Source organism: Puniceibacterium antarcticum (genome assembly GCF_002760615.1).
Lineage (GTDB): Bacteria > Pseudomonadota > Alphaproteobacteria > Rhodobacterales > Rhodobacteraceae > Puniceibacterium > Puniceibacterium antarcticum.
In genome coordinates this window covers 1-14,000 of record NZ_AWWI01000031.1, presented here as the reverse complement: position 1 = coordinate 14,000, position 14,000 = coordinate 1, and the positions used below count along the sequence as shown (strand labels likewise).

Sequence of the window (14,000 nt, the reverse complement as noted above, 5' to 3'; positions counted from 1 at the left end):
CCCGGCTCCCCTGCTTCTTCTCTTTTAAAATACGCCGGGGGTCCGGGGGCAGCGCCCCCGGTCCGGCAAATGACACAGGCTCAGACGTTCAGCAGAAGATGCTCACGTTCCCAGGGGGAAATCACCTGCAAGAATTCCTCGTATTCGGTGCGCTTTACAATCGAATAGACCCGCGCGAATTCCGGCCCAAGAACGTCGTGCAGCTCTTTGGACGCGTCGAACAGATCGAGCGCCTGACCCAGAACCCGGGGAATGTCGCCCTCGCCCTCATAGGCATCACCCTTGAACTGCTTGGTGGGGCGCAGCTCTTGCATCATGCCAAGATAGCCGCAGGCCAGCGACGCCGCGATCCCGAGGTAGGGGTTGCAGTCCATGCCAGCAATCCTGTTCTCGACACGGCGCGAATCCGGGCTCGACAGTGGGATGCGGATGCCCGTGGTGCGGTTGTCGCGGCCCCATTCCAGATTGATTGGGGCGGCATGATCTTTCACGTAGCGACGATAGCTGTTCACATAGGGTGCCATCACGGCGAGGGCTGCGGGCATATGCACTTGCAGACCAGCGATGAAGTTGAAAAAGGCATCTGTCTCACCGCCCGCAGGGCCGGTAAAAATGCTCTTGCCTGTTTCCATATCCAGCACCGAGTGGTGAATATGCATGGCCGACCCCGGCTCATCCGCGATGGGTTTCGCCATGAAAGTCGCGAAACAGTTGTGGCGCAGAGCGGCCTCTCGGATCAGACGCTTAAAATAGAACACCTCATCCGCAAGCTTTACAGGATCGCCGTGGCGCAGGTTGATTTCCAGCTGTCCGGCGCCGCCTTCCTGGGTGATGCCGTCGATCTCGAAACCCTGCGCTTCGGCAAAGTCATAGATGTCGTCGATCACGGGGCCGAATTCATCCACGGCGGTCATGGAATAGGCCTGACGTGCTGCGGCGGGACGGCCCGAACGGCCCATCATCGGCTCGATGCTCTTGGCCGGGTCGATGTTGCGGGCCACAAGGAAGAATTCCATCTCGGGGGCGACAACTGGCTGCCAACCCTGCGCCTCGTACAGGGCGCAGACACGTTTCAGCACATTGCGCGGGGCGCACCCCACCGGGCGATCCTTGCGGTCATAGGCGTCATGTATGATCTGCAGCGTCCAGTCACCGGTCCAAGGGGCGGCAGTGGCGGTGCTCATGTCCGGTTTCAGGATCATGTCGCGTTCGATGAAACCCTCGTTCTCATCCGCCGCTTCGCCCCAGTCACCTGTGATTGTCTGGAAAAAGATTGAATCCGGCAGGTGAAAATACTTTTGGCGTGCGAATTTCGAGGCGGGCACTGCCTTGCCCCGAGCGATGCCGGGCAGGTCCGAGATGATACATTCAACCTCGTCCAGGCGGCGGTTTTCAAGAAAGGCCTTCGCTGCCTCGGGCAGTTCGTCGGTCCAGTCGCTCATGCAATCTTCCTTTCAGTGAAGAACAGGGCGAACATCTCGGCAAGCCGCGCGCTGTCTGTGGTACTATCCAGCTGCGCCAGCGCCGATTGGCGTAGGGCCTCGGGTACCACGCCGGGGGCGCGGGTTTCGAGCAGATCCTTGATATAAGTGCGGTTGATTTCGGGGTGCGGCTGGATGGTAAAAGCACGGTCACCATACAGCACGGCGGCATGTTTGCAAAAGTCGGTGCCAGAAACGGTTTTGGCGCCTTCGGGAAGCACGGTCACTTGATCCTGATGCCAGGCATTTAAGTTCATAGCTTCGCCGTTGATCTCATAGGTGTTGCGCCCGATGGACCAGCCGCCGGCAAATTTCTCGACCTTGCCCCCCAGCGCTTGGGCTATGATCTGGTGTCCGAAACACACGCCAATCATCGGGCGCCCCAAGGCATAGATCTCCCGGATCAGCTGTTCCAGAGGCACAATCCAGGGGTGATCTTCATAGGCGCCAAAGCGCGATCCGGTGATCAGCCAGCCATCGGCGTCATCGGGGCCGTCGGGGAATTGTCCGTCGACCACGGCAAAGGTTTCAAATGTTAGGCCGCGCCCTGACAGGAAATTTGCGAAGATTTCAGGGTAGTCGCCGTTCCCGGCGACAAGGTCATCCGCGACGTGGCCGGTTTGCAGAATGCCGATTTTCATGAGGCACCGATTTTTTGGAAATATCAGATCACAGGTAGAGACGACAGGGACGGGCGGCAAGGGGCCGACTGTCCCTGTTCAATGTCAGACGGTGTCGAGATAGATCTCGACCTGTTCGTTGGGGCTGAGCTCAGCCATGTAGAACAGCTCTTGCCGCTTGGTTGATACGAGGTTGCGGATCAGTTCAGCCGAAAAGATGCGTGGCACGATCGTGCTTTTCTCGAAGGCGTCAATGGCCTCTCCCCAAGTTGTGGGGATACGGGGCAGGTCAAGCGCATACGCATTGCCGGTGATCGGCTCGGGAGGCTCGACTCCATCCTCTATCCCGTTCAGCGCCGCGCCCAAGATGGCGGCAAGCATCAGGTAGGGGTTCACGTCGCCCCCGGCCACACGGTGTTCGATCCGGCGCGCAGCAGAATTTCCCGACGGAATGCGGATGGCTGCGGTACGGTTTTCATATGCCCAGCTGAGACCAGAGGGCGCATGTGCGCCTGGCACCATCCGGTCGAAGGAATTCTGATGTGGTGCAAAAATCAGCGAACAGTCGTGCATTGCATTCAGGCATCCGGCGACAGCATGGCGCATGAGGGCGGTGCCGCGTGGACCGCCATCATCAAAGATGTTTGCACCGTTCTTGTCCACGATGGAAAAATGCGTGTGCAGCCCGGACCCGGCGTAATCCTCGTAAGGCTTTGCCATGAACGATGCTGCAAAGCCGTGGCGGCGGGCAAGCCCCTTGACCAGCAGCTTGAACAGCCAGGCGTCGTCTGCTGCACGCAGCGCATCGTCGCCATGCATCAGGTTGATCTCGAACTGGCCAAGGCCCGCCTCGGAAATTGCGGTATCGGCGGGAATGTCCATAGCCTCGCAGGCATCATAAAGATCAGTGAAAAAGGTGTCGAAGCTGTCCAGCGCCCGGATCGACATCGTCTCGGCGGCCTTGCGGCGCTTGGAGGAACGTGGCGAAATCGGGACCTGAAGGTTGCGCCCGGAATCGTCGATCAGGAAGAATTCCAACTCGACCGCAACGACCGGGGTCAGCCCCTTGTCCTTGAACCGGTCGAGCACGGTTTTCAGTGTCTGGCGCGGGTCGCCTTCGTAAGGTCGGCCGTCTTCGCGGAACATCCAGATGGGCAGCAGAGCGGTCGGTGCCTCAAGCCAGGGCATGGGGACAAAGCCACGCTCGGTCGGTTTCAGCACGCCATCCGCATCGCCGGATTCGAACACCAGCGGGCTGTCATCGATATCTTCGCCCCAGATGTCGAGGTTCAGGACAGAGAGAGGAAAGCGTGTACCATCCTCGACCACCTTGTCGGCAAAGCGCGACGGCACGCGCTTGCCGCGCGGTTGGCCGTTGAGGTCAGCTGCCGCGACACGGATCGTGCGGACCTCTGGATGTTTGCGCAGGTAGTTCTTCATGACGGAAGACATGGGACACCGATTATGAGGGTAATTTGATCAAATTAGGGATAGCGAGTGCCCGGGGGGGCTGGCAAGCAAAAAAACCGACAAATCCTCTGGTCCTTGATTACCGCTCTTGGATGCCCGTCCTGCGGGCACCGGGTTTCCCTTAGCGAATGAGATTGGGACGGATGCGCAACCGCGCCTGCTGTTCCTGCGGAAGATGGCGGTTGAGCCGCCGGTTTATAAGGCCAAAACAGGACACGATGAACAGCGTCAAAAGGATGAAATAGCCTGCAAGAATGGGGTAGGGGATAAAGGGGTTGAATGTCTTGTCGGCAAAGTAACTGGCATAGTAAAGCGCATCGCCCCGCTGCTGCCAGGCTGGAAATCCCGAGAAATAGACCAGCGTCGTGGCATGGAACAGAAAGATTGCCTCGTTCGTGTAGGCGGGCCAGGCGAGACGTAGCATGGTAGGCCAGATGATGCGCCGGAACCGGGGCCAACCGGAGAGGCCATAGGCGTCAGCCGCTTCGGCATCGCCCTTGGGGACTGAGCGAAGGGCGCCATAAAAGATCTCTCCGGTATAAGCGGCGGTGTTGAGAAACAGCACGATCAGCGCCCCGAGCCATGCTGCAGAAAATGGATCGAAGATCGGTGAGACGGATTTGAGGCTTTGAAAGGCGAAGTAGGCAAAGAAGAACTGGATGAAGAGTGGCGAGCCGCGGAAAATGAAGATGAACCATTCCGACAGCTTGCGGGTGACCTTGTGATTGGACGCCTTGCCAACCGCCACTGCGGTGGCGAGCAGAAATCCCGTCGTCAGGGCAATGATGCCGAAGTAGATGTTCCAGATCATGCCGGACCCGATCAGCACCACCTGCTGGCAAAGGGTGAAATCCGAGCGCGGCAAAAGACGCTCGCCAATCCCGATCGAGCGCAGACCATAATCGGCGAGGGTGTCCCAGCAGCTCATGACAAGCCCATCACTGCAGGTTTCATCTGCCCGAAAATATCCCGGGGGAGTCCCGGACAGCGTCCGGGACGGGGGCAGCGCCCCCTGAGACTGGTGTCGTCGCGAAAAATGGTCATGTCTCGGCCTTTCTCTGCGCTTCACCACCGAGTGTCGCCTGACCATGAGTCAGCTTCACCATGAGCCGTTCCAGAACGATTTCAGATACGCGTGTGAAACAGAGGTAAAACACCAGCAGACCGAGGAAATACCAGACACGCCAGTCCCCATGGGGGTAGTCGGTGAACCGCGGCGTTTTAGTCCCGCCCAGTTCCCGGGCCCAGTAGACGATATCCTCGACCCCCAAAAGGAACAGCAGCGGTGTCGCCTTGATCAGCACCATCCACAGGTTGGACAGACCGGGCAGGGCATAGACCCACATCTGCGGCACGAGGATGCGGCGAAAGATCTGGCGAGGGCTCATGCCATAGGCTTCGGCAGTTTCCATCTGGGCGCGGGGCACGGCACGCATGGCACCATAAAGCACATTGGCCGCAAAGGCCCCAAAGACGATGGAAAAAGTCAGTACGGCCAAGAAAAAGCCGTAGGTTTCATGCACCCATTGCGCCGCATTGTTCAGTGGCAGCTTGGCCGCTGCGCAGACCACAAAGTCATTGCCTTGCCGGATCGGCTGATCCCAGTCGGGGCATTTGACCTTGTGACGGAGATATTCGAACGCCTGATCCAGGGCGATGACGAAGAACAGGAAAAACGCAATGTCGGGCACGCCGCGCACGATGGCGATATAGCCATGCCCGAACCAGCGCAGCGGCAGAAACCGCGACCGCGCTGCCGCAGCCCCGCCGAAGCCGAAGGCCAGTGCCACAGGCGCCGTGATTGCCAGCAGCAGGAGCACCGTTCCGAAGGACCAGTACAGCCCCAAATGTTTGCCGGTCGTCAGGTAACAGCCGAGCCAGGCGGCATCGGACAGGGCGCTGGGATCTGTACAGAAACTGAAAATGGCAGCGCCTCTGGCTGGAGTCGGATTTTGTGTATTTTACAAAGACAAGAAGGGGGGCGTTGGCGCCCCCCTAGGCGTCTTCAGAATGTCGCCGATCCTGGCAGCCATTTTTCGATCATCGTGTTGAGCGTGCCGTCTGCCTTCATCGCGTCGATGGCGGCTGAGAACTTCTCGTTCAGTTCGGTGTCGCTTTTGCGAATGCCAAGGCCGATGCCGCCCCCGATGAGAACGTCGTCCCCGACGATGGCAAGACCGCTCGCATCGTCCGCGATCGGCTGAAGATAGGCCTTGTCGGCCAGAACGGCGTCCGCTTCACCGCTGCGCACGGCGGCGACGCTTTCGTCAGGTGTGGCGAATTCGACCAGGCTGGCACCGGAAGAGGCAATGTAGCTGGCCTGAATCGTGCCTGCCTGCGCCGCAAAGACACCGCCGGTGAAGTCAGGTTCTGCACCGTCCAGGGCCAGATAGGCAGAGGGATCAGGCTGGGTGTAGTTCGAGGTGAAGTCGATGACCTCCTTACGCTCATCGGTGATCGACATGCCGGCAATGATCGCATCGTAATTGCCCGACACAAGGTTCGGGATGATGCTATCCCAATCATTGGTGACCCATTCGCAAGTCAGCTCGGCACGTTTGCACAGCTCGTCGCCCAGCTCGCGTTCAAAGCCGTCAACTTCGCCTGCGTCGTTGATGTAGTTGTACGGAGGATAAGCGCCCTCGGTGCCCAGGCGGACCACGGTGTGGCTGGCTCCAAACGCCATGCTGGCGCAAAGCGTCAGTGCAGCGGTACCTAAAAGGATTTTTTTCATGTGAGTCTCCGTTGGTTTATGTCTAGGGCTAAGGGCGTTTGTGTCGCCGGACCCTTATGTTGTTGAGTGCAGAAAACCCTGCAGCCGTTCAGATTTGGGATTGCCAAACAGCGTTTCAGGCGGGCCCTCCTCTTCGATCAGGCCCTGATGCAGGAACACCACGTGATTGCTGACGTCACGGGCCATCTTCATGTCGTGTGTCACGATCAGCATGGTGCGCCCTTCGGAAGCAAGATCCTTGATAACCTTGACGACTTCCTGCTCCAGCTCTGGATCCAGTGCCGAGGTCGGCTCGTCAAACAGGATCGCCTGGGGTTCCATGCACAGGGCGCGCGCGATGGCCGCGCGTTGCTGCTGTCCGCCCGAGAGTTGAGCCGGATAGGCATCGCATTTGTCGCCGATGCCGACCTTGTCGAGATAGCGGCGCGCGGATTTTTCGACTTCGCCTGGGGCGCGCGCGAGGACAGTCAATGGCGCCTCCATCACGTTTTCCAGGATTGTCAGATGTGACCAGAGGTTGAACTGTTGAAACACCATGGACAGATTTGTGCGGATGCGCAGGACCTGTTTGGGGTCGCCGGGACGGCGCGCCATGGCGCTGCCCTTCCAGACCACGGGTTCGCCCTTGAACAGAATATCGCCTTGTTGACTGTCCTCAAGCAGATTGGCGCAGCGCAGAAGTGTCGATTTGCCCGAGCCGGACGAACCGATGAGCGAGACTACATCGCCGCGGCGGGCTGTGATGTCGACACCCTTTAGGACCTCAAGCGCGCCATACTGCTTGTGGAGATTACGGATGGCGATCACGGGGGTGCTGTCTTTCACGAAGGCCTTACCATATTGTGAATCGTTCTTGCTGTGCAGAGTGCAGGTAAAAATCCATGTAATGCAACGTGCAAAACGGGCGGCAGGGAAAATCTGCCTGCAAACTGACCATAGGTCAGCCTGTTTTTGAGGCGCAGTCAGGGGTTCGGTACGGCCATGTAGACTTCGTGGGGGATTTCGACGATTGCGCGCAGGTTGAGGATGGCGCGGGTCTCGGGGGAGAGATCGGCAAGGGCCGAAGTCAGTGCACGCCGCAAGGGATCGGGGTCGTTTCCTCGGGCTGTGATGAAGGGCGTTGCGGGCGTGGGGGTGGTTCGGTCGCATTCCCGCAGTAAGCGCGCGACATCCTCGTACCGCTGAATGAGCCGCCAAGTATGAGCGTCGATGACCGCCAGATCGGCTTCGTTCCGGGCGACCATACGTGCAGATTCGATATGTGCACCGCTTTCGACCTTTGGGCCCAGCTTCGCATTCAACTTCTGCGCGTGGCTGATCAAGGCGGCATGCCCGGACTGGCTGTGGCTCTGGTTGATCACGAGCCGTCTTGAGAAAAGATCTTGTACGGTGGACTGGTCGTCTGAGCGAGCCACCAGCACCGAGTTATAATAACCTGGGGCACAGCCGGGAAGGCCGTAGTCGGGGCTTGCTACAAGCGTTACCTTGCCCAGAAGTCGGGTGCGATAGGGCAATCCACAGGTCTGCGACAGCAAAAGATCGAGATGTTCCCATGCCTCCCACAAGCCCAGACTGCGGTCCAGCCGTTCGGGACCATATCCAAGACGCGCCCTGATCGCAGCCCACAATGCATCATTGGCCCAAACAGTTTCGGGCCAGTCGTACATCGGAAGATTGGCGATCATTTTTTGGCTTCGATACGCTGTCGCGCCATGGCGCTGTCAACGTCGCTTATGCCAAGCAGGCTGGCAACAAGGCGCAGCAGCGAATCTTCTTCGGCCTCTCGCACGCCGTCCGCTAGGGCAACCTCCCACAAGGCCTCGATCACCGCGATGCGGTGATCATAGGCAACGGCATCCTTGATGGCGCGGGTAAAGCGGACGGTGTCCGGAGCTTGCGATTCCAGCTCTTCGGCCTGAGCACGCAGATCGGCCGCGCCTGAAGCAGAGAGGTCATAGCGCGTGGCTGCGATGCGATCTATACGCTCCCGCTCTTCTTGATCATAGGATCCGTCGGACCGCGCCACACGCACAAGCAGGGCCGTCAGCGCCAAGCGCGCATCGGCATCCTGAAGGGGGGCTGGGGCCGGATGGGTCAGCCGATTGATGAAATCTGAAAACATGTCGTGCATATAATCCATTTGGCTGCGAACAAAATGCCATACCTCCTATATTTTTGTGTCGATACAGTCAAAATCGCGTAAGTGCCTAAAATTCTGTCAAAAAAACGGTTGTTCGCTGTCGGGAATATCGGCAGCGAACTGCTATCTGCCGGGGTTGTGCGGGTGATGATGACTCGGGCTGGAAGAGCGGAGACAGGCGGGATTTACCCCCGTCAGGTCAGTCGGCGGAACTTGTCCGACAAGAACTTGCACTCTCTTTCGATGCCATAGGGTGGGTTGATCACGAAAAGACCCGAGCCCGTCATGCGGTGGCCGTCGCGGATCGGGGGGAAGGTGACCTCATGGCGCAGGGCGGTGGGGTGATTTTGCTGCAACTGGGCGAGCATGTCGAGATGTGCGCCGGATTTTAGTATTGGATACCAGAGGGTTAGGATGCCGACATTCCATTTGCGATTCAATGTTTGCAGCACCCGCGGGATCGTGTCGTAGTCGGTCTTGACCTCATAGCTCGGGTCGATGAGCAGGAGGCCGCGGCGGGGTTCGGGGGGGCACAGGCTTTGCGCAAGCTGAAAGCCATCCTGTTGATATGTATGACCTTTATAGTGCCAAAGCGCATCGCGCAGGGCGGTGAATTCGCCCGGGTGCAGCTCTGCAAAATGCAGGGTGTCATCGTCGCGCAGCAGGGTTGCGGCGATGAGAGGTGAGCCGGGATAGGCGGTGGCGCCGTGATTTTTCTGTATGGATTCCAGTGACTTGCGGTAGGGGTGGTCCTTCGCGAACCAGCCTGCGGTGCGGGTGATGCCCATTGCGGCCTCGCCCGTTTTGACCGCTTCGGGTGCGGCGAGGTCATACAGGGCCCGCCCGGCATGGGTTTCAATGTAACTGAGCGGTTTGTTCTTTTGCGTCAGATAGTTGAGCATCCAGGCAAGCAGGGCGTGCTTGTGGACATCGGCCAGATTCCCGGCGTGGTAATGGTGTTGATAGGACAGCATGAGCGTGGCTTAGCCGGGGGGCGGGCGCGGCGCAAGAGGGCGCTGGGGGCCGTATGGAACCCGTATGGAGTGCGTATGGTTTTCATATGGCTGCCGCGCGCGGGACTACGCGGTTTTCAGGGGCGGACTGGAGAGGGAGGCCCGCCGTGCGGGGATGCCGGACGCGTTCAGGCTGTTATTCTCACTTTGATTGCGCGGCAGGGTTGAGGGGGATGTTTGGGAGGCAGCGGACACGCTTCCTCCTGCAGGGGGCTTGGCCTTTTTCCGGATCGGTTGAGGGGTGTCCCGGCCCGGATTCAAGCGCGCAGCGCGCCGGGCCAGCGCCTGCCCGTGTCGTGCCAGAGGCACGCCTCCGGCGTGGCGGGCTGGGGCTTTGGTGAGGGTGTGCGTGACTTTGAGGGAGGAGGGCCGTTGCTGGCATAAAGTGCCGGGCATTGGCGTTGCGAGCGCCACCCCACGGGCAGGCGCTGGCCCTGTGTGGTGTTGGAAATTTAGCCGATAAATCTGCAACCAAAGAACTTACTTATTATGGTTTCGAAAAAATCTGTATTAACCCGACGACAACGAGTGCCAACGTTAACCAGCCAAGAGTCTTTTGCTGGTTTATTTGATCCTTATGCCTTCTTTCATCCTCAGACATTTGGCTTAAGGTTGTAATCGTTTTTGCCTTGATAGTATAATTGGCAGCATTTTTTGCCAACTCACCGCTTTCACAAAGAGAATTCAGAAGCAATCTGTGATGATTGATCAATTCATCTTTCTGTGGGTGAAAAATCCAACGTTCGCCATAGTTCCTTTTGCAAACAGCCCATATCGTAAAATTAGTTTCACCAGACTTAATATACTCTTCATAAATTTCCGTAAGTATAGCGGCTCTGTCTTTGCGGGCCAAGGTTCTGGTGTTGAACAGAGATTGTCTGAAATATCCAATATAGTAAGAAATTTGGGCAACATGTAAAAAATCTGCAGCTATAAATCTCAAGGCAGATTTGTATCTAATTTCGTTCGTTTTGTAATATTGCGTTATCTCTACTCTAGCATCTGCAAGTTGAGATGTAGGTATAGATGCTGGATAAGATTGATGGTCGTCACTGTTCCAAATCAGAATAGAGACAGATACATCATCTATCTCTTCAACAATAATCTGCCCCATTGGAGCATTAAAGTATAGATGGACAGTATAGTAATTTCTCGTTTTCAGACGGTCCAATCCGCTCAATGGAATGCGCATAGGGGACTTTCGCTTTAGCCCCTTCGTTATCGCTAGCACATTCCATTTATGCTGATTGAGCGTAAACATTCAAACCAACCGGCTCACATCCTTTGCCGCCCGCACAAAGTCCTTGAAAAGGGGGTGCGGGTCAAAGGGTTTTGATTTCAGCTCGGGGTGGAACTGGACGCCGATGAACCAAGGGTGATCAGCCCATTCGACGATCTCGGGCAGTTTGCCGTCCGGGGACATGCCCGAAAAGCTCAGGCCGACCTTTTCCAGCTGCTCGCGGTACTGCATGTCGACCTCGTAGCGGTGGCGGTGGCGTTCGTCGATGGTCGTGGTGCCGTAGATTTCGGCCACCTTGGAGCCTTCTTTCAGCACGGCGTCATAGGCGCCCAGACGCATGGTGCCGCCTTTGTCGTCGCCGACCGAGCGGTTGACCTTTTGATTGCCCTGCACCCATTCCTTGAGGTGATAGACGACGGGTTCAAAGCGCTTCTTGCCGGATTCATGGTCGAATTCTTCGGAGCCTGCGGTCTTGACCCCGGCGACGTTGCGCGCCGCCTCGATCACCGCCATCTGCATGCCGAGACAGATGCCAAGATACGGGATCTTGTTGACGCGGGCGTATTGCGCCGCCTTGATCTTGCCCTCGGTGCCGCGTTCGCCAAAGCCGCCGGGCACGAGGATGGCGTGCAGGCCGGTGAGGTGGGGCGCGGGGTCTTCGCTGTCAAAAATCTCGGCATCGACCCACTGGATGTTGACCTTGACCCGGTTGGCCATGCCGCCATGGGTCAGCGCCTCGGCGATAGATTTGTAGGCATCTTCGAGCTGGGTGTATTTGCCGACGATGGCAATGTTCACCTCGCCTTCGGGGTTGTAGATGCGGTCTGCCACATCTTCCCAGCGGTCGAGCACGGGGCGCGGGGCCGGGGTGATCTGGAAGGCGTCGAGGACGGCCTGATCGAGCCCTTCGCGGTGATAGGCGAGCGGGGCCTCGTAGATCGACTTGAGGTCTTGTGCGGCGATCACGCTGTCGGGGCGGACGTTGCAGAACAGGGCAAGTTTTTCGCGTTCCTTGACGGGGATCGGTCCCTCGGAGCGGCAGACGAGGATATCGGGGGCAAGGCCGATGGAGCGGAGTTCCTTGACCGAGTGCTGGGTCGGCTTGGTCTTGAGCTCGCCGCTCGCCTTGATGAAGGGCAGGAGGGTGAGGTGCATGAAGATACACTGACCGCGCGGCTTGTCCTGGGAAAACTGGCGGATGGCTTCGAAGAACGGCAGACCTTCGATGTCGCCGACGGTGCCGCCGATCTCGCAGAGCATGAAATCAACCTCATCCTCGCCGATCGAGATGAACTCCTTGATCTCGTTTGTGACGTGGGGGATCACCTGAATGGTCTTGCCAAGGTAGTCGCCGCGGCGTTCCTTTTCCAGCACGTTGGAATAGATCCGGCCCGAAGAGATGGAATCGGTCTTGCGCGCCGAGACGCCGGTGAAGCGTTCGTAATGGCCAAGGTCAAGGTCGGTTTCAGCGCCATCGTCGGTGACGAACACCTCGCCATGTTCAAACGGCGACATCGTGCCGGGATCGACGTTGAGGTAAGGGTCAAGCTTGCGCAGGCGGACCGAAAAGCCGCGGGCCTGCAAAAGGGCCCCCAGAGCGGCCGAGGCGAGCCCCTTGCCCAAAGAAGAAACGACACCGCCGGTGATGAAAATGAAACGTGCCATTGGCGCGGACCCCGTGATTTGATTCGTGAGTTTGTTCAAGAAATGGTCACCCGCGGTCCTGAAAGGACCGCAGCATCACGGGATTTAACCAATAGAGGATTCGCACCGAATTGTCCAGCCAACCGCAAGATGCTGTTGCGATTGGGGTACAAATCTCAAATTGTTGTGGAGATGCGAGGGCTTGGCGCCCCCGCAGGATCGACGGTCGACTTATTCGGTCGCGCGAGGCACCAGAGGCGACGTCGCGTCGCCCTCGGAACTGCTCGGCGGGGGCAGGAGGCCGTCGGTATTGATGTCGGGTGTGGTGATGTCCGCTGCGGGCGCAGAGGCTGGTGCGGAACCGGTCAGGCGGTCCATGATCGAACTGCCCGATCCGCCTGCCGCAGCAAAGAGCGTGAGCGTGATCGACGTGCAGATAAAGGCTGCGGCCAGGATCCAGGTCACCTTTGCAAGGGCCGTTGCCGCCGCGCGGCCGGTCATGGCGCCGCCGCCACCGCCGCCGCCCATGCCAAGGCCACCGCCCTCAGAGCGTTGCATGAGCACCACCCCAATCAGCGAAAGCGCCAGAAGCAGGTGAATGATGAGGACGACGTTTTCCATTGGGCAGCCTTTGGTACGGATCGTCGCGTACTTAGAAGTTCGCAGGCCTCTGCGCAACCCCGCTTGTGGCGTGTGCGCGCGACAGCCGTGCCGAGCGGTCGCCCCGTTTTCATCTGCCCCTAAATATCCCGGGGGTTTGGGGGCAAAGCCCCCAAGGCGTGCCGGGCATGTTCCAGCTGCCTCTTGCCCAATGGCCGCTGTCAGAGCATCATCGCACCCATGCCCCATGATCATGCCGACCACGACCATCCCCACAGCCTGCTGCCGCCCGATCCGGCGCTGCGGGTCAGGTCGCTTGAAACCCTGCTGGTGCAAAAGGGGCTGGTCGATCCGGCGGCGCTGGATGTGATCATTGACACTTATGAGACAAAGATCGGGCCGCAGAACGGGGCGCGGGTTGTCGCCCGGGCCTGGGCCGATGCCGCGTTTCGCGCGCGGCTGCTGGCGGATGCGACCGAGGTGATCGCAGAAATGGGGTTTTATGGCCGTCAGGGCGAACATATCGTCGCGGTCGAGAACACCGGGGCGGTGCACAACATCGTCGTGTGCACCCTGTGTTCCTGTTATCCGTGGCCGCTGCTGGGCATTCCGCCGGCCTGGTACAAATCCGATGCCTACCGCGCCCGCGTCGTGCGCGAGCCGCGCCGTGTGCTTGGCGATTTCGGGCTGGCTCTGCCCGAGGGTCAGGCGGTGCGGGTCTGGGATTCGACGGCCGAGATTCGCTACCTGGTGATCCCGCAGCGCCCCGAGGGCAGCGAGGGGCTGGAGGAGGAGGCGCTGATGCGGCTTGTCAGCCGCGATTCGATGATCGGCACTGGCTTGGCGCGGATGCCTGGGGACCGGGCTCGTGAAGGTGCCTGAATGAGCCGCGTACATGACATGGGCGGGCGGTTCGGAGATGGAGCTGTGTTGCCCGAGGCAGAGGAGGCCCGGATGCAGGGCCCGGGCTGGCACAGGCGCGCGCTGGCGGTGACGCTGGCCGCGGGGGCGCTGGGGGCCTGGCCCATTGATGCGGCGCGCCGGGCACGCGAAAATCT

14 protein-coding genes and 1 pseudogene are annotated in these 14,000 nt (G+C 59.1%); 2 read left to right on the top strand and 13 right to left on the bottom strand.

Annotated elements, in window-relative coordinates:
- Positions 1–80: 80 nt before the first annotated feature.
- From P775_RS03580 to secG, 13 genes are all read right to left on the bottom strand, one after another.
- Positions 81–1,442 carry a glutamine synthetase family protein gene (locus P775_RS03580; protein ID WP_099909678.1) on the bottom strand — a complete coding sequence of 454 codons (1,362 nt, stop codon included), beginning with the start codon at positions 1,440–1,442 and terminating at the stop codon, positions 81–83.
- Positions 1,439–2,122 carry a type 1 glutamine amidotransferase gene (locus P775_RS03575; protein ID WP_099909677.1) on the bottom strand — a complete coding sequence of 228 codons (684 nt, stop codon included), beginning with the start codon at positions 2,120–2,122 and terminating at the stop codon, positions 1,439–1,441. The genes P775_RS03580 and P775_RS03575 overlap by 4 nt, the downstream gene beginning before the upstream one ends.
- Positions 2,123–2,206: 84 nt before the next feature.
- A complete protein-coding gene (locus P775_RS03570) occupies positions 2,207–3,541 on the bottom strand; it encodes a glutamine synthetase family protein (RefSeq protein ID WP_099909703.1) in 1,335 nt (444 codons plus the stop codon).
- Positions 3,542–3,692: 151 nt separating this feature from the next.
- A complete protein-coding gene (locus P775_RS03565) occupies positions 3,693–4,499 on the bottom strand; it encodes an ABC transporter permease (protein ID WP_099909676.1) in 807 nt (268 codons plus the stop codon).
- A 112-nt stretch (positions 4,500–4,611) separates the two neighbouring features.
- The gene (locus tag P775_RS03560) at positions 4,612–5,496 is read right to left on the bottom strand and encodes an ABC transporter permease (RefSeq protein WP_099909675.1); all 885 of its coding nucleotides are present in this window, start codon (positions 5,494–5,496) and stop codon (positions 4,612–4,614) included.
- A gap of 80 nt (positions 5,497–5,576) precedes the next feature.
- Positions 5,577–6,305, bottom strand: coding sequence for a transporter substrate-binding domain-containing protein (locus P775_RS03555; RefSeq protein WP_099909674.1), 729 nt, complete (start codon positions 6,303–6,305; stop codon positions 5,577–5,579).
- Positions 6,306–6,359: 54 nt separating this feature from the next.
- The gene (locus P775_RS03550; RefSeq protein WP_099909673.1) at positions 6,360–7,130 is read right to left on the bottom strand and encodes an ABC transporter ATP-binding protein; all 771 of its coding nucleotides are present in this window, start codon (positions 7,128–7,130) and stop codon (positions 6,360–6,362) included.
- Positions 7,131–7,267: 137 nt separating this feature from the next.
- Positions 7,268–7,990 (bottom strand): phosphate/phosphite/phosphonate ABC transporter substrate-binding protein, encoded by a 723-nt coding sequence (locus P775_RS03545; protein ID WP_099909672.1) that lies wholly within the window; start codon positions 7,988–7,990, stop codon positions 7,268–7,270.
- Positions 7,987–8,427: a tellurite resistance TerB family protein gene (locus P775_RS03540; protein ID WP_099909702.1), complete on the bottom strand. Its 441-nt coding sequence runs from the start codon at positions 8,425–8,427 to the stop codon at positions 7,987–7,989. Before P775_RS03540 ends, P775_RS03545 begins: the two co-directional genes overlap by 4 nt.
- Positions 8,428–8,639: 212 nt before the next feature.
- Complete coding sequence (gene rlmJ / locus P775_RS03535) at positions 8,640–9,419, bottom strand: 23S rRNA (adenine(2030)-N(6))-methyltransferase RlmJ (RefSeq protein ID WP_099909671.1); 780 nt, start codon at positions 9,417–9,419, stop codon at positions 8,640–8,642.
- 526 nt (positions 9,420–9,945) lie between these two features.
- Complete coding sequence (locus P775_RS03530; RefSeq protein WP_218967616.1) at positions 9,946–10,650, bottom strand: hypothetical protein; 705 nt, start codon at positions 10,648–10,650, stop codon at positions 9,946–9,948.
- Positions 10,651–10,719: 69 nt separating this feature from the next.
- Positions 10,720–12,363, bottom strand: a complete 1,644-nt coding sequence (locus P775_RS03525; RefSeq protein WP_099909669.1) for a CTP synthase — start codon at positions 12,361–12,363, stop codon at positions 10,720–10,722.
- A 210-nt stretch (positions 12,364–12,573) separates the two neighbouring features.
- The gene (gene secG, locus P775_RS03520) at positions 12,574–12,963 is read right to left on the bottom strand and encodes a preprotein translocase subunit SecG (protein ID WP_099909668.1); all 390 of its coding nucleotides are present in this window, start codon (positions 12,961–12,963) and stop codon (positions 12,574–12,576) included.
- A 219-nt stretch (positions 12,964–13,182) separates the two neighbouring features.
- Between secG and nthA the strand changes: the two genes are divergently transcribed.
- Both nthA and P775_RS03510 read left to right on the top strand, forming a co-directional pair.
- A complete protein-coding gene (gene nthA / locus P775_RS03515) occupies positions 13,183–13,824 on the top strand; it encodes a nitrile hydratase subunit alpha (protein ID WP_099909667.1) in 642 nt (213 codons plus the stop codon).
- Positions 13,825–14,000: pseudogene (locus P775_RS03510) on the top strand (SH3-like domain-containing protein); the annotation flags it as partial.